Origin of the sequence: Microbacterium sp. T2.11-28, from assembly GCF_950097975.1 — a bacterium.
Classification (GTDB): Bacteria; Actinomycetota; Actinomycetes; order Actinomycetales; family Microbacteriaceae; genus Microbacterium.
This window is the reverse complement of the sequence record NZ_CATNHF010000001.1, coordinates 450,915-471,967: the sequence shown is the minus strand read 5'-3', so window position 1 is coordinate 471,967 and position 21,053 is coordinate 450,915. Positions and strand designations below refer to the sequence as shown.

General features: G+C 71.9%; 20 protein-coding genes and 1 tRNA gene. 9 read left to right on the top strand and 12 right to left on the bottom strand.

What is annotated here, in order from left to right:
- Positions 1-14: 14 nt before the first annotated feature.
- Together QQZ13_RS02375 and QQZ13_RS02370 are read right to left on the bottom strand one after the other, a co-directional pair.
- Positions 15-1,154 (bottom strand): acyltransferase, encoded by a 1,140-nt coding sequence (locus QQZ13_RS02375; RefSeq protein ID WP_284527520.1) that lies wholly within the window; start codon positions 1,152-1,154, stop codon positions 15-17.
- A 45-nt stretch (positions 1,155-1,199) separates the two neighbouring features.
- Positions 1,200-2,480 carry a phosphotransferase gene (locus QQZ13_RS02370; RefSeq protein WP_284527519.1) on the bottom strand — a complete coding sequence of 427 codons (1,281 nt, stop codon included), beginning with the start codon at positions 2,478-2,480 and terminating at the stop codon, positions 1,200-1,202.
- Between the two features lie 173 nt (positions 2,481-2,653).
- Between QQZ13_RS02370 and QQZ13_RS02365 the strand changes: the two genes are divergently transcribed.
- Positions 2,654-2,962 (top strand): helix-turn-helix domain-containing protein, encoded by a 309-nt coding sequence (locus QQZ13_RS02365; RefSeq protein WP_284527518.1) that lies wholly within the window; start codon positions 2,654-2,656, stop codon positions 2,960-2,962.
- A gap of 10 nt (positions 2,963-2,972) precedes the next feature.
- Here the strand turns inward: QQZ13_RS02365 and QQZ13_RS02360 are convergent, their stop codons facing one another.
- The 6 genes from QQZ13_RS02360 to QQZ13_RS02335 form a co-directional block, all read right to left on the bottom strand.
- On the bottom strand, positions 2,973-3,206 hold the full coding sequence (locus QQZ13_RS02360) for a hypothetical protein (protein ID WP_284527517.1): 234 nt from the start codon (positions 3,204-3,206) through the stop codon (positions 2,973-2,975).
- Between the two features lie 43 nt (positions 3,207-3,249).
- On the bottom strand, positions 3,250-3,534 hold the full coding sequence (locus QQZ13_RS02355) for a hypothetical protein (protein ID WP_284527516.1): 285 nt from the start codon (positions 3,532-3,534) through the stop codon (positions 3,250-3,252).
- Between the two features lie 144 nt (positions 3,535-3,678).
- Entirely contained in the window at positions 3,679-4,950 is a 1,272-nt protein-coding gene (locus QQZ13_RS02350; protein WP_284527515.1) for an alpha/beta fold hydrolase, read from the bottom strand.
- 17 nt (positions 4,951-4,967) lie between these two features.
- Positions 4,968-6,545: a S8 family peptidase gene (locus QQZ13_RS02345; RefSeq protein ID WP_284527514.1), complete on the bottom strand. Its 1,578-nt coding sequence runs from the start codon at positions 6,543-6,545 to the stop codon at positions 4,968-4,970.
- 98 nt (positions 6,546-6,643) lie between these two features.
- Complete coding sequence (locus QQZ13_RS02340) at positions 6,644-7,585, bottom strand: hypothetical protein (protein WP_284527513.1); 942 nt, start codon at positions 7,583-7,585, stop codon at positions 6,644-6,646.
- A 77-nt stretch (positions 7,586-7,662) separates the two neighbouring features.
- Positions 7,663-8,355 (bottom strand): phosphocholine cytidylyltransferase family protein, encoded by a 693-nt coding sequence (locus tag QQZ13_RS02335; RefSeq protein ID WP_284527512.1) that lies wholly within the window; start codon positions 8,353-8,355, stop codon positions 7,663-7,665.
- 229 nt (positions 8,356-8,584) lie between these two features.
- On the opposite strand from QQZ13_RS02335, the gene QQZ13_RS02330 reads away from it, so the two are divergent.
- From QQZ13_RS02330 to QQZ13_RS02320, 3 genes are read left to right on the top strand one after another with little or no spacing between them, the layout of a single operon-like run.
- The gene (locus QQZ13_RS02330; protein ID WP_284527511.1) at positions 8,585-10,261 is read left to right on the top strand and encodes an ATP-binding cassette domain-containing protein; all 1,677 of its coding nucleotides are present in this window, start codon (positions 8,585-8,587) and stop codon (positions 10,259-10,261) included.
- Complete coding sequence (locus tag QQZ13_RS02325) at positions 10,237-11,793, top strand: hypothetical protein (RefSeq protein ID WP_284527510.1); 1,557 nt, start codon at positions 10,237-10,239, stop codon at positions 11,791-11,793. The genes QQZ13_RS02330 and QQZ13_RS02325 overlap by 25 nt, the downstream gene beginning before the upstream one ends.
- A 40-nt stretch (positions 11,794-11,833) precedes the next feature.
- Positions 11,834-12,100 carry a DUF3039 domain-containing protein gene (locus tag QQZ13_RS02320; RefSeq protein ID WP_284527509.1) on the top strand — a complete coding sequence of 89 codons (267 nt, stop codon included), beginning with the start codon at positions 11,834-11,836 and terminating at the stop codon, positions 12,098-12,100.
- A gap of 3 nt (positions 12,101-12,103) precedes the next feature.
- Here QQZ13_RS02320 and QQZ13_RS02315 read toward each other — a convergent pair whose 3' ends face one another.
- The gene (locus QQZ13_RS02315) at positions 12,104-13,471 is read right to left on the bottom strand and encodes a nicotinate phosphoribosyltransferase (RefSeq protein ID WP_284527508.1); all 1,368 of its coding nucleotides are present in this window, start codon (positions 13,469-13,471) and stop codon (positions 12,104-12,106) included.
- A gap of 59 nt (positions 13,472-13,530) precedes the next feature.
- Here QQZ13_RS02315 and murI point away from each other — a divergent pair, with 59 nt between their 5' ends.
- The 4 genes from murI to QQZ13_RS02295 all read left to right on the top strand — a co-directional run bounded on the left by murI (position 13,531) and on the right by QQZ13_RS02295 (position 16,676).
- Positions 13,531-14,358, top strand: coding sequence for a glutamate racemase (murI, locus tag QQZ13_RS02310; RefSeq protein WP_284527507.1), 828 nt, complete (start codon positions 13,531-13,533; stop codon positions 14,356-14,358).
- Entirely contained in the window at positions 14,355-15,104 is a 750-nt protein-coding gene (gene rph / locus QQZ13_RS02305; RefSeq protein WP_284527506.1) for a ribonuclease PH, read from the top strand. Before murI ends, rph begins: the two co-directional genes overlap by 4 nt.
- Position 15,105: 1 nt before the next feature.
- Positions 15,106-15,699 (top strand): RdgB/HAM1 family non-canonical purine NTP pyrophosphatase, encoded by a 594-nt coding sequence (gene rdgB, locus QQZ13_RS02300; protein ID WP_284527505.1) that lies wholly within the window; start codon positions 15,106-15,108, stop codon positions 15,697-15,699.
- 65 nt (positions 15,700-15,764) lie between these two features.
- On the top strand, positions 15,765-16,676 hold the full coding sequence (locus QQZ13_RS02295; RefSeq protein WP_284527504.1) for a cation diffusion facilitator family transporter: 912 nt from the start codon (positions 15,765-15,767) through the stop codon (positions 16,674-16,676).
- Positions 16,677-16,683: 7 nt separating this feature from the next.
- Here the strand turns inward: QQZ13_RS02295 and QQZ13_RS02290 are convergent, their stop codons facing one another.
- The gene (locus QQZ13_RS02290) at positions 16,684-19,095 is read right to left on the bottom strand and encodes an ATP-dependent DNA ligase (RefSeq protein ID WP_284527503.1); all 2,412 of its coding nucleotides are present in this window, start codon (positions 19,093-19,095) and stop codon (positions 16,684-16,686) included.
- 60 nt (positions 19,096-19,155) lie between these two features.
- On the opposite strand from QQZ13_RS02290, the gene QQZ13_RS02285 reads away from it, so the two are divergent.
- Complete coding sequence (locus tag QQZ13_RS02285; protein ID WP_284527502.1) at positions 19,156-20,064, top strand: Ku protein; 909 nt, start codon at positions 19,156-19,158, stop codon at positions 20,062-20,064.
- 42 nt (positions 20,065-20,106) lie between these two features.
- Here the strand turns inward: QQZ13_RS02285 and QQZ13_RS02280 are convergent, their stop codons facing one another.
- Together QQZ13_RS02280 and QQZ13_RS02275 are read right to left on the bottom strand one after the other, a co-directional pair.
- A complete protein-coding gene (locus QQZ13_RS02280) occupies positions 20,107-20,880 on the bottom strand; it encodes a DedA family protein (RefSeq protein WP_284527501.1) in 774 nt (257 codons plus the stop codon).
- Positions 20,881-20,963: 83 nt separating this feature from the next.
- Positions 20,964-21,044 (bottom strand) — tRNA-Leu (locus QQZ13_RS02275).
- Between the last annotated feature and the right edge of the window lie 9 nt (positions 21,045-21,053).

The following is a 21,053-nucleotide window of genomic DNA, read 5'->3' as shown; positions in this document are numbered from 1 at the left end:
TCGTTCGGAGGCGTTCAGGGCGCGATCTCGCCGGCACGCCGATGCGCGCGGGCTGCGACGGCTCGGTGCACGCGGCGTGCAGCCTGATGGATTCTAGCTTCGACCGCCTGATAGAACACCCAGGCGACGAGGAAGCTCAGCGGGATGCCGATGAGTCCGACGAGCGGCCACTGGTCCGAGCCCAGCGCGAACGCGAGGGTGGCGAGCACGGGCACGTGCACGAGGTACAGGCTGAACGAGATCTTGCCGAGCCACTGCAGCACGCGCGTCGAGAAGAAGCGGATGGCCGGCGCCCAGGCGAGGCTCACGACGACGATGCCGGCGGCCCCCGGTGCGGCGAGCGCCCAGAGCACGTGGCTCAGCTCGCTCCCGCTCGGCGCGATCGGGCGCGCGAGCCAGCTGGCGATGAGCATGAGCACGCTCGCGGTCGCGAACGCGGGCATGAACCATCGGGCGCGGGGCCGCTCGACCCAGGCGAGGAGATCCGGCATCCGCGCGGCCATGATCGTGCCCATGAGGAAGATCGGGAAGTAGAGCAGTTCGCTCTGCTCGAACACGCGACCGATCAGGCTGAGAACGCAGCAGACGATGACCGCCGTGAGCGCCCAGCGGCGGACCAGCAGCGCGAGGGCCGTGGCGAACGGGAGAAGGATCGAGTACAGGAGCTCCCAGTGCAGCGACCACAGCGGGTTGTTGAGCGAGTACTGGCGGGGGACCAGGGAGGCCTGCGACAGGAAGGCCTGCCAGGTCACGGTGTCGGCGTGGGTCTCCGCCATCCAGGATCCCGGGGGCATCGTCGAGCGGTCTCGCGGGACGAGGACGATCAGCAGGGCGCTCAGAGCGAGGGCGGCGATGACCGGGCCGTACAGGCGGACGATGCGGGCCGAGAGGAAGCCCATCCAGGAGAACCCGGGACGGAACACCGGGAGCACGACGACCAGCCCGGAGAGCACGAAGAAGACCAGCACCGCCTCGTTGCCCGCGGTGAGCAGCTTCACGGGCGACTGGGAGATGATCGCCCAGCTCAGCGACCCCTCGAGCAGCGGCCGTGCGATGAGGAGCCAGTGGTGCAGCAGCACGATCGTCGCGGCGAGACCGCGAAGACCGTCGAGGCTCGGGATTCGGCCGTCGACCCGAGGCGAAGGACTGGACATTGGACCCAGGGTATCGACTACGCCGCTGGACGTATGCCGGACGCGCTAGCCCGTGCCGACGAGGCGGTCGATCGCGGCGAGCGGGATCGCCAGCCAGTCGGGGCGGTTGCGGCTCTCGTAGATCGCCTCGTAGACGGCCTTGTCGAGCTCGAACGCGTCCAGCAGCGGACCGGTGGCGGGGTGTCCGGTCCGGCCCTCGTACCCGCCCAGGAAGGCGCGGCGCGCGTCGGGCGCCCACGCCGGCGGGGCGGTCGCTCCGTCACGACCGAGCGAGCCGGCCACGTAGTCGAAGGAGCGGAGCATGCCGGCCAGATCGCGCAGGACCGAATCGGGCCGCCGTCGCTCGGAGATCGGGCGCATGGGCTCGCCCTCGAAGTCGACCAGCACCCAGCCGCGGGCGGGTGCGTGCAGGACCTGTCCCAGATGGAGATCCCCGTGGATGCGCTGCAGGGGCTGCCACCGCGTGCGGAGCGCGCGCTCGTAGACGGCGGACACCGCATCGCGATGCCGCGCCAGCGGCGGCACCTCGGCGATGGCGATGTCCAGGCGGCGCTGCCATGCGAGTGTCACCGCCGCACGGGCGTCGTCGTCGGCGGCCGCCGTCGGCAGCAGGCGTGCGAGGGAGAGGTGGACGTCGGCGGTGGCGGCCCCCAGCGCGTGCGCGGCGGACGTGAAGGACTCGGCGGCGGCCGCGGCGCGCAGCGCCACCCGCCAGGCGTCTTCGACCCCGGGCAGGAACTCCTGCGCGAAGGCGAGCGATCCGGTGGTCTCCCGTCCGGGCTCGGCCGGGTCCGTCCACGAGGCGGCCAGCTGGCCGATCGCACGCGGCACGTGCTGAGAGCCCCCGTCGGTCAGCGCCGTCTGGAGCTCGATGTCGGGATTCACTCCGGGATTCAGCTGCCGGAACACCTTGCAGATGACGGGCGGCCCCGCGCCTTCGAAGATGATCGAGGTGTTGGACTGCTCTCCCGAGAGCACGCGCGCGGTCATCCCCGACGCCGCCGCGGCGTGGTCCGACACCTCCGCCAGCAGCGCGGTCGTGAAGGCGGGGTCGTGCGGTCCGTCGACGAGCGCGAGCCCGTCGGGGGTGCGGCCGATCAGCGCCGCGCCGGTGGGCGCGCCCGCGCGCAGGACCACCGGGACCTGGTAGACCACCACCGGAACCACGGCGTCGTCCGCGACGACGAGGACCCGCACGCGCGCCGAAGGGTCGGGCGAGGTGAGGTCGAGCGCCCCGAGGAGGCGCAGGCGAGGGGAGTGGCCCTTCGACGTGTACCAGCGCTGGCGCGGCATCCAGTCGACGAGGCACGCCAGCGTGCTGTCCATGACGCGAGCGTATTGCCGCCCCCGGGTCATGTCGAGCGCGCCGCGCGGTGCGGGGCCATGCCCGCGTCGAGGCGCCGCGCGGAGCTTCACTCCGCCGCGAGGCACAGCATAGGCAGGAAAGCCCACGCATGAAAGCCCCCTGACATCGCGCACGCCGCCCGCAGGCTGTAGGCATGGCTGAACCCCGCTCGAGAGCATCCGCCCATGTGGGCCAGCTCGTACGTGCGCTGCGGGACCGACAGACCATCAGCCGGAAGACGCTGGCCGAGCGTGCCGACCTCGATGTGTCGCACCTCGCGCGGATCGAGAACGGCCAGGGCAACCCCACGCTCTACGTGCTGATCCAGCTCGCCACGGCGCTCGACGTCCGGCCGGAGGAGTTCGTCGCCGGACTCGGTGCGGCCGACCTGCCGGAGGACCTGACCCCGTACTCCGAGGCCGATTTCCGCCGGGAGCTGCGGCGGCGCGAGTCCATCGGCTGAGCGCCGCGACTCAGTCGGCGTCGTCCCCGTCGACGTGATCGCCGCCCGTCGCCTGCGACGCGGGCTCAGCGGTGTGGATCGTGTAGGCGATCGTCTCGCGCGGCGGCGCGTCGCCGAACAGCGGCAGCTCGAAGGCCGCCGTGCGCTCGGCGAGCACCTCGGTGGGCTCCCGCGGCTCCCACGGCTCGGCGGGAAGCCCTGCCCACTCGGACGGCTCTTCCGGTCGCTGCTGGAACAGTCCCATGCCGCCATTGTCCTCCGTTCGAGGCGTCGCGGCCAGCGCCGGGTCACATGACGAATCGCCACGCGTACTCCACTCCCGTACCGGATCGGAACCAGCACACGGTCACGACGACCGCATCGAGATCGGTGTCGCAGAGACAGAGATCGATCGTCTCCCCCGGGTGCAGCCGGCCCCACTGCTCGGTCGTCCCGTCTGAGCGGAAGACCCGCACGAAGTCGACCGGCGCGTCCCCGTCGTTCACGATGAGCGGGTGGGTCTCGTTGGGGCGTTCGACCCGCCACGGGACGCGGTAGGCCGGCGTCGGATCGGGTTCCCGGAGGTGCAGCATGGCCCCCACCGTAGGTACGGCGTCCGACGCCCGAGGACGCGTACGACCCTCGGCGCCGGTCCGCGGTGGATGGCGGCGACGCAGAGCGACCTGGGGAGGAGCCAGCGTCTCACTTGAGCGCCGCAGCCGTCCACCGTCCCGCGCTCAGCCGGGGGCGTCCACGGCGCGCAGCAGCGCGTACGCGACCTGTCGGCCGGTGACGTCGGAATGCCCGGTGATGTAGGAGTCGGCGTTGAGGGAGGCGACCCGTCCCGGCGGGAAGTCGTAGGCGCCGCCGACGGCGCGCAGCTTCCCGGGCGGGAGGGACGCCGGCGTCTTCAGCGCGCCGTTTCGTCCGATTCCGCCGTACGGATCGTTCTCGTCGCCGATGGCGGCGCCGATCTGACGGGCGAGGCGCGAGGCGATCGCGTAGGCCAGACCGACCGCGGTGTCGTTGCGCGTGAACGTGACGAGGATCGGGCCCTCCACCTTGGCCGGCACGCCGGCGAACAGCCCGTCGGTCCCCGCCCCGTCCCAGTTCCGCGCCATCCCGAAGTGGCTGAAAGCCGCCTGCAGAAGCGTGAGCGACGACACCGGAGCCCTCGCGGCGTCGGCGGCCGCCGTCACCGCGCGGCCCCCGAAGGAGTGACCAACGAGATGCAGGCGCGCCTGCGGATGATCCGCGTGGAGGCGCTCGAGCAGCCGTGCGATCCCCTTCCTCCCCACGACTCCGGCGCGCTCCTTCATCGTGTAGTACGTGGCGATGTTGAGCGCGTTGCGCGCAGCGTCGATCAGCGAGGAGAAGAGCCCTGCGCCGCCGCCGTCCACCGGCTCGGGCGGCGCCGCGAGGTCCAGCACGGCCGCTCCGCCGACGGCGGCGGGTGCGGTCTCGTCGGCGCCGCCGCGCACGGCCTCGATCACCTCCAGGGCCGGCGCGCTGCGGAAGATCCGGAACGCCGCGGCGTCCTCGCCCTTCGTCGAGCGGGGCAGGGTGGTCCGCAGCACCTCGACGAACTGCACCGCCGCGTCCGGGTCGTGCTCCAGCCGGTCCACGAGCGCCAGCAGCCTCCGACGCGCGGCGGCACCTGTCACCATGGTCTCGATCTCGGATCGGAGGGCCTCCGCGGGGCCGTCCGCCCCCGCGCCCGCGCCGGAGTTCTCCGGCGGTGCCCACTGGATGGACGGCCAGATCGCACCGACCACGGCGAACTGCCGGCGGCGACTCCCGGGCACGGCGTCCCGCACCGCGACGATCGACGTCACGAGCCGCTCGTACAGCGCACGGGCGTCGCCGGGGGTGTTGTTCCAGCCGTGGCAGAGGATCAGCACATCGGTCGCGGCGTGGGTGGCGAGCAGATCGGAGGCGCCGTCCACGTCGTCGGGCTCCACCCAGGCGCCCTTCCCGTCGATCCGCACCTCGGCGTACGGAAGCTTCATCGCGTCCTCCTCGCTCCTCACACGGACTGGATCGCCCGCATGGCATCGACGATCCCCGCGCCCTGGAAGGTCCGCTCGCGGCCGAGGTCGCCCGCGGAATCCATGAGGATGCGCTTGACGTCGTCGGGTCTGCCGACGAACTCCTTGTGGACAGAGAGGAACGCGGCCGCCACTCCTGATACATGCGGTGCCGACATCGACGTCCCGGAATCCTCCACGTATCCGGCGTCCTTCACGTGCTCCCGCGCCCGGGCGAGCATCGATCCGGCGCCGGCGCTGACGACGCGCTCGCCGGGGGCGACCAGATCGGGCTTGGACCGCCCGTCGCCGGTGGGTCCCTTGGACGAGAAGTACGAGACGCCGGTCTGATACGGCTTGAGGGAGGTCGATCCGACGGTGATGGCCCGTGCGGCGTTCCCCGGGTCGTTGATCGTCATGCCGAAGCCGAGCCGCATCTCGCGCCCGGCCGTGTCGCGCGCTGCGCCGTAGCCCGTGTTGCCTGCCGACGCGACGACGCACACGCCCATCGCGACGAGGCGGTCCACCTCGCGGCACACGGGGGAGAGCCCGGTGCCGAACCAGGACGGGTCGAACGGATAGCCCAGCGACAGGTTCACCCCGTGGACGTTGAGCTCACGACCGCCGCGATTGAGCTCTTGGACGTATTCGAGCGCTTCGAGCAGCGCGGCCACGTCGCCGGTGCGGTCTTCCCGCAGCACCTGCAGCGACAGGATCTTCGTCTGCGGCGCCATCCCGCTGATGCGCTCCAGCTCGACGCGCTCGACGCCGGCGCCGCCGTCGGGCGTGCGGTACCAGGTGGCCGCGACGATCGGCTTGCGCGCGGTCGCCGTCCTCCCGCCGGCGATGATGCCCGCGACGTGCGTGCCGTGACCGTTCTCGTCGGCCAGAGGGCGGTCACTGCCCGCCACGAAGCTCCGGTGGGCGAGCCGGCCGGGCAGGTCCAGGGTGTCGTAGGTCTGGAAGTGCGGATGGCGCGCGTCGACGCCGGTGTCGAGCACGGCCCAGACGATCCCGGCGCCCGTCGCCTCGAAGGATCGCACCGCCGCATCGGCCTTCACCGTGAGAGCGGAGCGGTGGATCGTCGCGCGGACCTCGAAGTTCGGCCAGATGCGGGAGATGAACCGGCGCGGCGCGTTGCGCTGGGAGTGCCGTGAGGGCGCGCGACCCCCGTCGACCGCCGCGGCGTCGCGCTCGACGAGCTCGAGGATCTCCTCGCGGGTGAGGGCCGCCAGGACGTACGACCGGGTCTCCCACACGGGCGCGTCGGGAGCCGTGAGGGTGATCAGCACCCGCAGCTGCGACATCGCCTCGTCGGTCGCGAGCCCGCCGTCGCTGCGCACCTCCAGGACGATGCCGATGCGCTCGCCGTCGCCGGAGCCCGCCATCCGCTCCGCCAGCGGGCGGGTGATCACCGAGTCCGTCACCAGGGACACCGTCGACGGCATCCCCGGCAGCGGGAACGCCGGAGGCGGCCCGGGAGGTGCCGGCTCCGTCCCGTCCACCGCGGGCACCGTGCCCGACACCCCGAACTCGCGCGGCAGCGCCGGCCGCCCGTCCCGCTCCGACGACGTCACGATCCCCTCCTGCCCGCACAGTGGTCTCGCCCAGGTCCGGGACCGTCGAATGGTCCCGCCCGGAGGCTACCGCCCGGGCGGCGCCGCTGTCAGGGGGGTCAGTCGTCGCCGAGGTCGTCCGGGTCGGCCGTCGGGGCCGCGTCCGTGCGTCGGGTCAGCGCAGCGCGCGGAGCGGAGGCGGCACGGCCCACCGCGTCGGTGACGCTCCTGCCGGCGCCCGCGACCGCGCCGCCGGCGCGGCGGGCGGCGCGCACCAGCGAGTGCTCCACGCGGACGGCCCCGGGCTTGGGCTCGAGCTCGACCGGGTAGGTGAGCGGCGGCGCTCCGAAAGCGCGCCGGGAGTTGGCGAGCACGCGGCGGCCGAGCAGGTGGTTGCCGGTGCCGCCGACGGCTGCGCCGATGCCGAACGGCAGCGCCTTGCCGAGGATCGAGGCACCGCCCTTGGCCGCGAACTGATGGACGAACGCCGTCTTGAGACGGTCGACGAGCGGGCCGACGGCGGCGCGGGGGAGAGACTTCGTGATGAGCTCACCCCAGTACTTCTCCCGCGGGGCGCCCTTGCCGGACGCCTGCCGAGCCCACTGCGACACGAGGTCGACGCCTTCGGATCCGAGCATCAGGGTGAGGACGAGGGCGCGCGCGCGGTCGGGGTTCTCGACGCGGATGCCGTGGAGTTCTGCCAGGGACTGGGCGAACAGCGCCGTCGCGTCGAGGAAGCCGACCGTCTCGACGCCGCTCAGGGCGAGGGTCATCCCGGTGCCGATGCCGGGGACCACGGCGGTCGCCCCGACGGCGGCGCCTCCGGTGGTGACGGCGGCGAGGTAGCGCCGCTCGAGCATCCGCACGACCTGCGCGGTGTCGGCGCCGGGGTGGCGCAGCCGGATGCTGCGCAGGTGGGCCACCACGACCGGTCGCTGGACGGCGAGGACCCGGTCGAGCATGCGGATCACGCGCGGATGCTCCGGCGATCCCTCGGGTGGGATGCCGCCGGCCCACGGCGCGTCGGGAGGCAGGGAGTGGATGCGGGGGACCTCGGCCATATCAGCCACGATCGTAGGAGCACTCGCTGGGCGAGTGCTGATGGCCGCGGGCGCGCCGCCGAGCCCGGGGCGCGAGGTCAGACGAACTGATTGGCGCGCTCGAGGTCTTCGGCGAAGTCGACCTCCACCGCGTAGAGGTCGGAGATGTCGAGCGGCTCGATGCGCAGGCCGTTCTCGGCGATGGCCTTCTCGAGACCGCGCTCGAAGTAGTCCTGGTCGTCGACGCGGCCGAGGTGCGCGATGAGCGTGCGCTTGTCCTCCGCGGAGATGAAGTTGATGCCGACCGCCTCGCCGATCCCGCCGACGACCACCTTGGAGAGCTCGTCGATGTATCCGTCGGGCGTGACGGTGTACTTGACCTCTTCGTCGCTCACCTTCGCCGTGTTCACGGTGACGAAGGACTGGCCGCGCTCGATGTGCGCGATGGCGCGTCCGAGCACCCGCGGGTCGAAGACGACGTCGCCGTTCATCCACAGCACGCCGCCCTTGCCCGTCGCCTTGAGGGCGCGCAGCAGGCTCTTGGACGTGTTGGTCTGGTCGTAGCGGTCGTTGTAGACGTAGTCGACCTCGGGGAACGCCTCGACGATCGTCTCGGCGCGGTAGCCGACGACGGTCATGATGCGCGCGTCGCGCCCGAAGGCGGCGCGGATGTTGTCGTGCTGCTGCTGCATGATCGTGCGACCGTCGGCGAGCTCGGTGAGCGGCTTGGGCAGGCTGCGCCCGAGCCGCGAGCCCATGCCCGCTGCGAGGATGACGATCTGAAGAGTCACGATGATGCTCCTGAAGGTGTTCACTGTCTGTTAGACAAAGAGACACGCCTTCGTGCCGCATCCGATGCTACCGAAGACGCCTGGGAACCCGCAGAATGCCCGCGGCTCGTTGCCCTTTCGTGACCTGCGGCGGTCCGTGGCGCACCGTGACGCACCCGGCGGACTCCCGGCGAGGTCTTGCTAGGTTGGTCGGGTGACAGCCTCCCTCTCGCCGTCGCAGGAAGATCCTTTGGACATCACGGACTCCTCTTCGGCCGCCCCTCCGCTTCCGGGGATCTCTGCGGCCGAGGCGGCGGAGAGCACGGTTCCCGCACCCGCTGCATCGCCCCGCCCGCCCCGCCCGCCGCGCCCCACTCCGGCGCGATCATCGTCGGCGCGGGCGACGTCCTCGGCATCGGGGACGAAGGCCGCCCCTCGGCCCAAGAAGGCCGCCGTCGACGACTCCGCGACGGAGCAGCCGCCGGCCACGCCGCCGAAGCCGCAGGTGTCGGCTGCCGCCGTGGCCGCGCAGTACCGCGACGAGGCGTCGATCGAGCGAGCGGCCGAGGTGCCGCCCGCGCCGGAGCCGGACGCCTCCGCGACGGTTGACGAGGTTACGGCGCCCGCGGTCCGACCGACGCCGAAGAAGAAGAGGACGCCCGCACGGAAGCCGCCCAAGTCCCCTGCAGGTCCGGTCGTGCCGGCCGAGCCCGAGGCCGACGTTCCGCAGGTCGAGGTGGCCGCACCCGACGCGGCAGCGCCCGAGATCGTCGAGCCCGAGGCGGCAGCGCCGGAGATCGACGAGGCCGAGGAAGCAGCCTCGGGGATCGTCGAGCCGGAGCCGGAGCCGGAGCCGGAGCCGGAGCCGGAGCCTGAGCCTGAGCCTGAGCCTGAGCCCGAGCCCGAACCCGAACCCGAACCCGAGGAAGAGCTCGCCGAGCCCGTCGAGCCCGAGCTCGCCGAGCCCGAGCCGGAGAGCTCGGCGGCTGGTGCCTCCGAACCGGTTGACGTGGCGTCGCCCGTCGATCCGGCGCTCACCGAGACCGCGGAGGTCGTCGCCGACCCCCTCGATGTCGCCGACGTCGGAACGGGCGGCGAGGAGCCCTCGCCCGGGCAGACGGTCCTGGTCGACGTCGCTTCCGGGTCGGAGGACGTCACGGAGACCGACGTCCCCGCCGTGCGGCTGCGCGGTGTGGCCAAGTCGTTCGGCGAGACCCGTGCGGTCGATGCGATCGACCTGTCCATCCCGGCGGGCACCTTCTACGGCGTGGTCGGCCCGAACGGCGCCGGCAAGACGACGACCCTCTCGATGATCGCGGGGCTGCTGCGTCCCGACCGCGGCACGATCGAGATCGCCGGCCTCGACCTCGCCGCCGAGCCGACTCGCGCGAAGCGCATGATGGGCATCCTCCCCGACCGGCTGCGCACGTTCGACCGGCTCACCGGTCGGCAGCTCCTGCACTACTACGGGGTGCTGCGAGGATTGGCGCCGGCAGTCGTCGAGAGCCGCGCCGCCGACCTCGCCCGTGCGTTCGATCTCGCCGGCGATCTGGGGCGCACCGTCGCCGACTACTCCGCGGGAATGACCAAGAAGGTCATGCTCGCGGGCGCGATGATCCACTCGCCGCGAGTGCTGGTGCTCGACGAGCCGTTCGAAGCCGTCGACCCCGTCTCCAGCGCGATCATCCTCGACATCCTGAAGGCGTACGTCGCCCACGGGGGAACGGTCGTCCTCTCCTCCCACGGCATGGATCTGGTCGAGCGCGTGTGCTCGGGGGTGGCCGTCGTCGTGGCCGGACAGGTGCTCGCCGAGGGCACTGTCGAGGAGGTCCGCGGCGAGCTGACGCTCGAGCAGAGGTTCATCGAGCTGGCGGGCGGACTGAGCGACGTGGAGGGCCTCGAGTGGCTGCACACGTTCTCCGGCTGAGGCTCGCTCTCCTCGTCGGTGCGCTCCGCGGCGATGCCCGTCAGGTGACGCGGTCGGTCGCCGTCCTCGCCGCGCTCGTGGTGGGACTGGGCGCCGTCGTCTGGGGTCTTCTCCGGCTGCGCGACGCGCCGGACGAGGTGGCGCAGACGGTGACGATCGTCGGCGGCGCGGGCATCACGGTCGGGTTCTTCGTCACCCCGCTCCTCGGCGGGCCGGAGGATCCGCTCGACCCCCGGCGGTTCGCGGTCTTCGGCGTCTCTCCGACGGCTCTGGCCGGCTCGGTGCTCCTGGCGAGCGTGGCGAGCGTGCCCGTCCTCTCCCTGATGGCCCTCGGCGTCGCACTCGTCGCGCTGTGGGGCGCGCACGGGGCCGCCCCGGCGGTCGGCGTGATCTCTGTCGTGCTCGGCATCCTGACCTGCGTGCTGGGGGGCAAGGTGGCCGCCGCGCTCGCGGCACGCGTGCTCCGCCACCGCCGTTCCCGGGAGCTCACCGGACTGCTCCTGGTGGGGCTGCTCGTGGTCGTCGTGCCGGTCGTCGTCTTCCTGGCGTCGCTGCAGTGGCGCGGCCGCGTCCCCACCCAGCTCACCGAAGCGGTCGACATCCTCGCGGTCACCCCCGTCGGGGCCGCGTGGGCGCTCCCGTGGCGGGCTCTCGACGATGCGGCGCTCCTGCCCGCGCTGGTCGCCGTCGGGACCGTCCTGCTGCTCGCTGCGACGTGGTGGGCTCTGGTCCACTGGCTCCTCACCACGACCGAGCGACCGCTGAGCTCCCGCGCCCAGCGCGGGCTCGGATGGTTCGCGGTGACCCCCGGCACCCCCTCCGGCGCGATCGCCGCCCGGAGCCTCATCTACTGGCTCCGCGACCCGCGCTACATCATGAACTTCCTCGTCGTCCCGATCTCCGCGATCCTCACGATGGTGCCGCTGGTCGTGGTCGGGGTGCCCCTGTCGCTCGCCGCGCTGCTGCCGGCACCCTTCATCGCGCTCTTCTTCGGCTGGCTCGCGCACAACGACCTCGCCTACGATTCGACCGCGCTGTGGATGCATGTCGCCTCAGCGGTCCGCGGTGCGGCGGACCGTCTGGGCCGGCTCGTTCCGGTGACCCTGATCGCGGTGCCGCTGCTGGCGATCGCCGTCCCCGTGACCGTCGGCATGCACGGCCGGTGGGCACTGCTTCCCGCGATGGTGGGCGTCTGCGCCAGCCTGTTCCTCTCGGGCCTCGGCCTCTCCTCGCTCTCGTCGGTGCTCGCCCCCTACCCGGCCTCGCGACCGGGCGACGGGCCTTTCCAGCAGCCGCAGCGCACCGGGGGAGCGCTGGCCCAGGGCGCCGTGCTCGTCGGCACGCTCGTCGTGAGCGCCCCCGCCCTGTGGTGGGGCTGGCTCACGCTCGGCGGTGACGACGAGGCCGCATGGTCGGCGTTCTGGGGCGGGCTGGCGATCGGCGCCTCGGTCCTGACGGCCGGGGTGCTCCTGGGCGGCTGGTTCTTCGAGCGCCGCGGCGGGCGACTGATGGAGTTCGTCGAATCGGCGTGAACCGTCCGCCGGTGACCGTGCGCCAGTAGACTCGCTGTCCATGAGCACGCCACTGGACAGTCCCGACCAGGGAGGCCTCGCCACCCTCGATCGCGAGCTCGAAGAGCTCATCCGCGAGGAGAACGTCGAGCCGGGCGACCACGAGCGCTTCTCCCATTACGTCAAGAAGGAGAAGATCCTCGAGTCGGCGCTCACGGGCAAGCCGGTCCGTGCGCTGTGCGGCAAGAAGTGGACGCCGGGGAGGGATCCCGAGAAGTTCCCCGTGTGCCCGACGTGCAAGGAGATCTACGAGTCCCTGATGGGCTGAGCGTCACTCCACGTCGCGGAAGACCGTCGGCAGGGCGGGATCCGAGCGGCTGAGCGCGAGCGCCCGCACCGGCAGTTCCTCGCGTACCCGCAGGTGGTGCGCCCGGGCGGCGGCAACGCCCTCCGGGCCGAGATGAGCGGCATCCGTGTCGCCGTGATCGACCAGCAGCACCTGCAGCGCCCGTGCGTCGGGGTGGTCGGCGGGTGTGGGCACCGGTTCGAACCCGTCCGAGACGGTCACGAGCTCGGTGACCGCCTTCCCGCGCTCGAGCTCGCGGAAGGCGGCCTTGCGTCCGCCGCGGGAGCCCTTGTCGGTCGAGTTCTTCGCGACCCCCACCCAGGAGCCGTCGGCGGCCTGACGCGCGACCAGCTTGTAGACCATCCCGGCCGTGGGTGCGCCCGAGCCGGTGACGACGGAGGTGCCCACGCCGTACGCGTCGACGGGAGACGCCGCGAGCGCCGCGATCGCGAACTCGTCGAGGTCGCTGGTGACGGTGATCCGCGTCGACGTGGCCCCGAGCTCGTCGAGCTGGGCGCGCACCTCGGCCGCCACCGTCGGGAGGTCGCCCGAGTCGATGCGGACACCGCCGAGTGACGTGCCGGCGACGCGGATGGCCGCGGCGACGCCTTCGCGGATGTCGTAGGTGTCGATCAGGAGGGTGGTGTCGGTGCCGAGCGCCTCGATCTGGCTGCGGAAGGCCGCCTCCTCGCTGTCGTGCAGCAGCGTCCAGGCGTGCGCGGCGGTGCCCATCGTCGGGATGCCCCAGCGGCGGCCCGCCTCGAGGTTGCTCGTCGCGCCGAAACCGGTGATGTAGGCGGCGCGCGCGGCGGCCACGGCGGACTGCTCGGCCGCGCGGCGGGAGCCCATCTCCGCGAGCGGCCGGTCGCCGGCGGCGATGCTCATGCGGGCGGCGGCGTTGGCGACGGCGGAGTCGTGGTTGAGCACGCTGAGGGCGAGCGTCTCGAGCACGACCGATTCGGCGAAGGACCCCTCGATCGTGAGGATGGGGGAGCCGGGGAAGTACAGTTCGCCCTCGGCATAGCCGGTGATCGAGCCGGAGAAGCGGTACGACTCCAGGAAGGCGAGGGTCTCGGCGCTCACGACGTGCTCGTCGCGCAGGAAGCGCAGCTCGTCCTCGCCGAAGCGGAAGTCCTGCAGGGCGGCCAGGAGGCGCCCGGTGCCCGCGACGACGCCGAAGCGGCGCGCACCGGGGAGCCGGCGCGCGAACAGCTCGAACACGCAGTGCCGCGCCGCGGTGCCGTCGCGCAGCGCGGCGTCGAGCATGGTCAGCTCGTACCGGTCGGTGAGGAGGGCGGTGCTCGGGGAGTGGTTCGGAGAGGGGTGCGGGGACTCGCTCGGCGCGACGCTCATGCGGTCACTCTATCGACGCCGCCGGCATCCGGCCCGGCTGCGCCGGGTAGGCTGGGATCGTGAATGACGCGCCGATCGGGATCTTCGATTCAGGCGTCGGGGGACTCACGGTGGCGCGCGCGGTCTCGCAGCTGCTGCCCCGGGAATCCGTGCTCTACATCGGCGACACCGCTCACTCGCCGTACGGCCCCAAGCCCATCGCCGACGTCCGCCGCTATGCGCTCGAGGTGCTCGACACGCTCGTGGATCAGGGCGTGAAGATGCTCGTCATCGCCTGCAACACCGCGTCGGCTGCCATGCTCCGCGACGCGCGCGAGCGCTACGACGTGCCCGTCGTCGAGGTGATCGGGCCCGCGGTGCGCACCGCGATGTCGACCACGCGCAACGGGCGGGTGGGGGTCATCGGGACCGCCGGGACCGTCGGCTCGGGGGTCTACCAGGACATGCTCGGGGTGAACGAGAACCTGACCGTCTTCGCGCAGGCCTGCCCGCGCTTCGTGGAGTTCGTCGAGGCGGGTGTCACCGACTCGCCCGACGTGCTCGCGGTGGCCGAGGACTACCTGGCGCCGCTGCGTCATGCCGGCGTCGACACCCTCGTGCTGGGCTGCACCCACTACCCGTTCCTCGAGGGCGCGATCAGCTACGTCATGGGACCGGACGTGTCGCTCGTCTCGAGCGACACCGAGACCGCGAAGGACGTGTACCGCCAGCTGGTGTCGCGCGACCTCCTCGCCGGACCCGATGCCACCGCCACCCACGTGTACGAAGCCACCGGCGACTCCGCCGATGAGTTCCTGAGCCTCGCCCACCGGCTGATGGGGCGCGGCGTCTCGAGCGTCCGCCTCGTGCAGACCGGCGCCATCGACCTTCCGAAGGGGACCCCATGACCGACATCGTCCGCGCCGACGGCCGCACCACCGACCAGCTGCGACCGGTCGTCATCGAACGCGGCTGGAGCGCCCACGCCGAGGGGTCCGCGCTGGTCTCGTTCGGCGACACGAAGGTGCTGTGCACCGCGTCCTTCACCGGCGGCGTGCCCCGCTGGCTCACCGGCAAGGGCAAGGGCTGGGTCACCGCCGAGTACGCGATGCTCCCGCGGGCGACCAACTCGCGCAACGACCGCGAGTCGGTCAAGGGGCGCATCGGCGGCCGCACGCACGAGATCTCCCGGCTGATCGGGCGGTCCCTGCGCGCCGTGGTCGACACCAAGGCGCTGGGCGAGAACACGATCGTCATCGACTGCGATGTGCTGCAGGCCGACGGCGGCACGCGGACCGCGGCGATCACGGGGGCGTATGTGGCGCTGGCCGACGCCGTCGAGTGGGGTCGCGCGAAGGGTCTCGTGGCCAAGAAGGCGCAGGTGCTGGTCGACTCGGTCGCGGCGGTGTCGGTGGGCATCATCGACGGCGCCCCCATGCTCGACCTCGCCTACGTCGAGGACGTGCGCGCCGAGACCGACATGAACCTCGTCGTCACCGGGCGCGGCCTGTTCGTCGAGGTGCAGGGCACCGCCGAGGGCGCGCCGTTCGACAAGCGCGAGCTCGACGCGCTCCTCGAGCTCGGGCTCGCAGGCTGCGCGTCGCTGCGCGACCTCCAGTCCAGCGCGCTGGCGAGCGACGTCGCGGAGGCGTGACGTGCCGCGCGTCGTCCTGGCCACCCACAACCCCCACAAGGTGGAGGAGTTCGGTCACATCGTCGCAGCGACCCGTCCCGACCTGGAGGTCGTCGCCTACGACGGTCCCGAACCGGTCGAGGACGGCGTGACGTTCGCCGAGAACGCGCTCATCAAGGCCCGGGCGGCAGCGGCGCACACGGGCCTGGCCGCCCTCGCCGATGACTCGGGCATCTGCGTCGACGCCCTCGGCGGGGCGCCGGGGGCCTTCTCGGCGTACTGGGCGGGGCACCGCAAGGACGCCGCCGCCAACGTCGAGCTCCTCCTCGATCAGCTGGCCGACATCGCCGATCCGCGCCGCACCGCCCACTTCACCTCGGTCATCGCGCTCGTGACACCGGAGGGGGCGGAGCACGTCGTCGAGGGCATCTGGCCGGGCCGCCTCGCGACCGCAGCCGCCGGCGGCGGCGGCTTCGGCTATGACCCGATCTTCATCCCCGACGACCAGACCGGTCCGGAGCGCACAGCGGCCGAGCTGTCGCCCGAGGAGAAGAACGCGCAGTCGCACCGGGCCCGAGCCTTCGTGGCGCTGGCGCCGCTCCTGCGCGACCTATAACCGTTCTCATTCCCGTCTAGGCGTTCCGCGCCGCCGCGTGCCGGGGGCGGCTCTAGCCTGGTGGCATGCACGATCACGCGCCTGGCACGGGGCTTCGAGGAGCGAGCAACCGCCGCCTCCTGACGATCTCGCTCGGACTCACCGGCGTGGTCTTCCTCGTGCAGGTGGTCGGTGCGCTCCTGTCGGGATCGCTCGCGCTCCTGGCCGACTCCGCCCACATGCTCACCGACGCGTCGGGACTGATCATCGCCCTGGTCGCGAGTGCCGTCGCAGCGCGACCGGCGAACGACCGGCGCACCTACGGCTATCAGCGCGCGGAGGTCTTCGGGGCCCTGATCAACGCGATCATCCTCCTCGTCCTGGCGACGGCCATCGCGTTCGAGGGCGTCCGCCGCCTCGCGGAGCCCGCCGACGCGGAGGTCGCGGGCGGCCTCATGCTGGTCGTGGCGGTGGTCGGCCTCCTCGCCAATGCCGTCGCGATGTGGCTGCTCTCCAGCGCGCAGAAGCGCAGCATCAACGTGCGGGGGGCCTACCTGGAGGTCCTGGGCGACCTGCTGGGTTCGGTCGCGGTGATCGTCGCCGCAGTCGTCATCGTGACGACGGGCTGGCTCCCGGCCGACGCGATCGCCTCGCTCCTGATCGCCGCGATGATCGTCCCCCGCGCGATCGCGCTGCTGCGGGAGGTCGTCTCCGTGCTCGCCGAGTCCGTGCCGGAGGGGACGCAGGTGCAGGAGATCCGTGCGCACCTGCTGAGCAAGCCGGGGGTGACGGCGGTCCACGACGTCCACGTCTGGCAGCTCACCCGCGGCGCGCCGGTCTTCACCGCGCACGTCGTGGTCGAAGCAGCCGTGCTCGCCGACGGGCGCGCCCCGGAGCTTCTCTCGAGCCTCCAGTCGTGTCTGTCGGAGCACTTCGACGTCGAGCACTCGACCTTCCAGTTCGAACCCGACGGGCACGTCGAGCACCACGCGCACTGACCCTGCGTCAGCGCGTGACGTCGCCCGGGGCGACGTCGGAGCGCAGCCCCCGCCACCGTGCGTGTCGCAGCGTGCCGCCGGGGGTGAACTCGGCGAACTCCACCTCGCCGACGGTCTCGGGCCGCACCCACAGCGCATCCGACGCGTCTGCGGCCGGCACCCCGACGAACGGGTTCACATCGGTCCGCAGCGGGGTGAGGAGGTCCTCCAGGCGGGCGAGCGTGGCCTCGCTGAACCCCGAGCCGACCCGCCCCACATACGACAGGCCGTCGTCGCCCGGGATGCCGAGCAGCAGGGAGCCGATCTGACCGGTCCGGCCGCCCTTGCCCGGGCGGATGCCGCCGATGACGACCTCCTGCGTCTGCGTGAGCTTGACCTTCAGCCATTCCTCGCTCCGCACCCCGCGGCGGTAGCGAGAGCGCGGGTCCTTGACGACGATGCCCTCCAGCGCGAGCTCGCGCGCGGTGGCCAGGGCGGCGTCGACGTCGTGCGACACGGGCGGGACCGCGATCGTGTCCACCGCGTCGGCGGCCACCTGTTCGAGGAGTGCGCGGCGGTCGGTCAGCGGGAGCGCCGAAGCATCGGTACCGCCGTGGGCGAGCAGATCGAAGAGGAAGTAGGCGACCGGGGTGCGCGCGGTCTCCCGCTGGATCTCGTGCGGCTTGGTCAGATGCATGCGGTTCTGCAGGCGGGTGAAGTTGGGCCTGCCGGCGCTGTCGAGGGCGACGATCTCGCCGTCGATCACGCACGGCTCGCTGCCGAGTCCGGCATCGAGGTCGGTGAGCTCGGGGTAGCGGGCCGTGATGTCGGTGCCGCTGCGTGCACGCAGCCGCAGCCGGTCGCCGTCCCACGTGCCGATCGCGCGCACGCCGTCCCACTTGAACTCCGCCCAGACCTCGCCGCTGCGTTCGGCCCAGCGCCGGGCGGCGGCCGTGGCCTGCCCCGGGGTGGAGAGGGTGGCGAGCATCGGCGCGTCGCCGGTGGATGCGGCGGGCGCCGCAGCGCGGGCACGCCCCGGGCGGTGCCGTCCGGCCGGTGCGCGGGAGGCCGGATCCTTCATCCGGTGCAGCAGCCACTGGGACTTCTCGCCGTCGCCGGACGTGCGGATGAGGGCGAGGCGGACGCTGCCGAGCGGACCGCCCGGAGCGCCGACGAGCGTGAAGATCACCTCGTCGTCGCGCCACTTCTCCAGCTCGTAGGTGCCGGTGTCCCAGATGGTCATCGTCCCGGCGCCGTACTCGCCGCGGGGGATCTCGCCGTGGAAGGTCAGGTACTCGAGCGGGTGGGGCTCGGTCATGACGGCCAGGTGGTTGGTGTCGGGGGAGTCGGGAACACCGCGGGGCACCGCCCAGCTGACGAGCACGCCCTCGCGCTCCAGCCGCAGGTCATGGTGCAGCCGGGTCGCGTGGTGCTCCTGGATGACGAACCGGGGCGAGTCGCCCGCCCCGAGCAGCGCGGGCGGAGCACTGGGCATGGGCTCCGGTGTGCGGTCGGCGGATCGCTTGGCCAGATAGGGATCGAGCGCGGGCACGCGATGGGGCACCAGTGCGGCGAGCGGATCGACGGCCCCGGCGGCGATCTCCGCCGCGCGAGCGAGCACCTCGTCGAATCGGAGCTGTCGCAGATCCGGGTCGTCGAGCTCCTCCCAGATGCGCGGCGCGGCGACCGTCGGCTCGTCGCGGCCACGCAGCGAGTAGGGCGAGATCGTCGTCTTCGACCCGTTGTTCTGGCTCCAGTCGAGGAAGACCTTGCCCGGACGCGCGCTCTTGCTCATCTGACTGACGACGAGGTCGGGGTGGTCGGCCTCCAGCGCGCGCGCGAGCTCCTTGGCGAAGGCGGAGATCTCGTCGCTGGAGCGGGATCCCTCCAGTCGCGCGTACAGGTGGATTCCCTTGCTGCCGCTGGTCACCGGGACGGGATCCATCCCGAGGTCGCTCAGCACGAGCCGGCACCAGCGGGCGACCTTGGCGCACTCCACCAGGCCGACGCCCGGGCCGGGGTCCAGGTCGAGCACCACGCGATCGGGCGGCAGGCGGTCGCCGGTGCGGTCGAAACGCCACTGCGGCACGTGGAGCTCCAGGCTCGCCACCTGTGCGAGGTAGGCGAGGGCCGCCGTCTCCTCGACCACCGGGTACTCCTTCGCTCCCGACGAGTGCTCGATCGGGTGCCGTCGGAGCCAGCTCGGCGCCCCCTGTTCCAGCGCCTTGGCGAAGAAGGGCGGCTGATCGACGCCCTCGGGCCAGCGCTTGCGGGTCACGGGCCGACCGGCCAGCACCGGCAGAAGGTGCGGCGCGATGCGCACGTAGTAGTCGATCACCTCGCCCTTGGTGGTGCCCGTGGCGGGATAGAGCACCTTGTCGAGATTGCTCACGCGCAGCCGCCGACCGCCGATCTCGACCGTCTGCGCTGCGGATGCCATGCCGCAAGGCTAATGTGCAACCCCTGGCAGGGGAGGCCGCGCGCGGTGTGTACTGGGGGAATGAGATCCATCTGGAAGGGCGCCCTGACGTTCGGCCTCGTGAACGTGCCGGTGAAGGTGTACTCCGCCACCGAGGACCACGACGTGCCCCTGCACCAGGTGCACGCGGCTGACGGCGGCCGCATCCGGTACCAGCGGATCTGCGAGATCGACGGCGAGGTCGTGCCCTTCGCCGACATCGACAAGGCGTACGACGACGGCGAGCGGACGGTGGTGCTGACCAAGGACGACATCGCGTCGCTGCCCGCCGAGCGCAGTCGCGAGATCGACGTCGTGGAGTTCGTGCCGTCCGATCAGATCGACCTCCTCACCCTCGACCGGGCCTACTACCTCGAGCCCGACTCGAAGTCGCCGAAGGCCTACGTCCTGCTGCGGAAGACCCTCGAGCAGACCGATCGCACGGCCATCGTCCGCTTCTCGCTGCGGCAGAAGACGCGACTGGCCGCGCTGCGCGTGCGCGGCGACGTGCTCGTGCTGCAGACGCTGCTGTGGGCCGACGAGGTGCGCGAGGCCTCGTTCGCGGGCCTCGACGAGCCGGTGAAGATCTCCGCGAAGGAGCTGGAGCTGTCCGCGTCGCTCGTCGAGAGCTTCTCGAGCGACTTCGACCCGACCGCGTTCACCGACGAGTACCAGCAGGAGCTGCGGACCCTCATCGACGCCAAGCTCGAGAAGGGCGACGCGCTCGACACCTCCGAGACGTTCGGCGCCTCGGAGGAGGCGGAGTCCGGCGGCGAGGTCATCGACCTGATGGCGGCCCTTCGCGCCAGCGTCGAGCGCAGCCGCGCTGCGCGCGGCGAGAGCAGCGCGTCGTCGTCGAAGGCCGAGAAGCCCACGAAGAAGTCCGGCGGCACGAAGAAGGCCTCGGCCTCCGACAAGAAGCCGGCGAAGAAGGCCAGCAAGGCCTCCTGACGCGCAGACGCGCAGACGCGCCTCCAGGCGTCGCGGGTCGCGTCAGACGCGCGGCGGCTCGGTCTCGCCGTGCCCGCCGAGGTCGGGCTCGCGCTCGAACACCTCGGGATCGAGGACGAGTTCCTCTGCCTCTTCCGCGTCGATCACGACGTCGCCGCCGGCCTCGGCCTCCTTGCGCACCTTGCGGCGCTCGCTGAAGTAGTGCCAGAGGGTGAACAGCGCCGTTCCGCCGACTGCGACGAGGAGGATGACGTCGATGTACTCGGTGACGAGGTGCGCCACCCACGGGATGTACCCGACGAGGAAGCCAACCATGGTGAGCCCGAAGCCCCAGATCATGGCGCCGATGAAGTTGTAGAGGCTGTAGCGCTTCCACGGCATGTGACCGACGCCCGCGGCGACGGGCGCGAAGGTGCGGACGATGGGCACGAACCGCGCGAGGATGACGGTCAGGCCCCCGTAGCGCTCGAAGAACATGTTCGTCCGCTCGACGTTCTTCTTGCTGAAGAGTCCCGATTCCTTGCGCTCGAACACCGCCGGCCCGCCCTTGTGGCCGATGAAGTAGCCGACCTCGCCGCCGAGGAAGGCGGCCAGGGCGATGAGGAGCGAGACGACCCAGATGTTGACGCCGAAGATCTCGTTCGTGTGCGTCAGTAGGCCCGAGATGATCAGCAGGGTGTCGCCGGGCAGCAGGAAGCCCACGAGCAGGCCGGTCTCGGCGAACACGATGAAGCAGACCACGAGCAGTGCCCAGGGGCCGGCCGCCTCGATGATCGTGGTCGGATCGAGCCAGGGGATGAGGGCGATGGAGTGCACAGGGGTCCCGTCGGTCGTGCGTCGGTCGGCGGCCTATTCCGCGGTGCTGTGAAAGGAAGTGCAGGTCTCAGGACCGTCGGCCGTGCGGAAGGTGGGACTTGAACCCACACGCCTTTCGGCACAGGAACCTAAATCCTGCGTGTCTGCCATTCCACCACTCCCGCAGGGTGCTC

Excerpts from the sequence above, each read along its gene's own strand:
- QQZ13_RS02375 (WP_284527520.1), bottom strand. The coding sequence starts at position 1,154 with ATGTCCAGTCCTTCGCCTCGGGTCGACGGCCGAATCCCGAGCCTCGAC.
- QQZ13_RS02365 (WP_284527518.1), top strand. The coding sequence starts at position 2,654 with ATGGCTGAACCCCGCTCGAGAGCATCCGCCCATGTGGGCCAGCTCGTA.
- QQZ13_RS02360 (WP_284527517.1), bottom strand. The coding sequence starts at position 3,206 with ATGGGACTGTTCCAGCAGCGACCGGAAGAGCCGTCCGAGTGGGCAGGG.
- QQZ13_RS02285 (WP_284527502.1), top strand. The coding sequence starts at position 19,156 with ATGAGATCCATCTGGAAGGGCGCCCTGACGTTCGGCCTCGTGAACGTG.
- QQZ13_RS02290 (WP_284527503.1), bottom strand. The coding sequence starts at position 19,095 with ATGGCATCCGCAGCGCAGACGGTCGAGATCGGCGGTCGGCGGCTGCGC.
- QQZ13_RS02350 (WP_284527515.1), bottom strand. The coding sequence starts at position 4,950 with ATGAAGCTTCCGTACGCCGAGGTGCGGATCGACGGGAAGGGCGCCTGG.
- rph (WP_284527506.1), top strand. The coding sequence starts at position 14,355 with ATGACCGACATCGTCCGCGCCGACGGCCGCACCACCGACCAGCTGCGA.
- QQZ13_RS02370 (WP_284527519.1), bottom strand. The coding sequence starts at position 2,480 with ATGGACAGCACGCTGGCGTGCCTCGTCGACTGGATGCCGCGCCAGCGC.
- QQZ13_RS02295 (WP_284527504.1), top strand. The coding sequence starts at position 15,765 with ATGCACGATCACGCGCCTGGCACGGGGCTTCGAGGAGCGAGCAACCGC.
- QQZ13_RS02320 (WP_284527509.1), top strand. The coding sequence starts at position 11,834 with ATGAGCACGCCACTGGACAGTCCCGACCAGGGAGGCCTCGCCACCCTC.
- QQZ13_RS02340 (WP_284527513.1), bottom strand. The coding sequence starts at position 7,585 with ATGGCCGAGGTCCCCCGCATCCACTCCCTGCCTCCCGACGCGCCGTGG.
- QQZ13_RS02315 (WP_284527508.1), bottom strand. The coding sequence starts at position 13,471 with ATGAGCGTCGCGCCGAGCGAGTCCCCGCACCCCTCTCCGAACCACTCC.
- QQZ13_RS02355 (WP_284527516.1), bottom strand. The coding sequence starts at position 3,534 with ATGCTGCACCTCCGGGAACCCGATCCGACGCCGGCCTACCGCGTCCCG.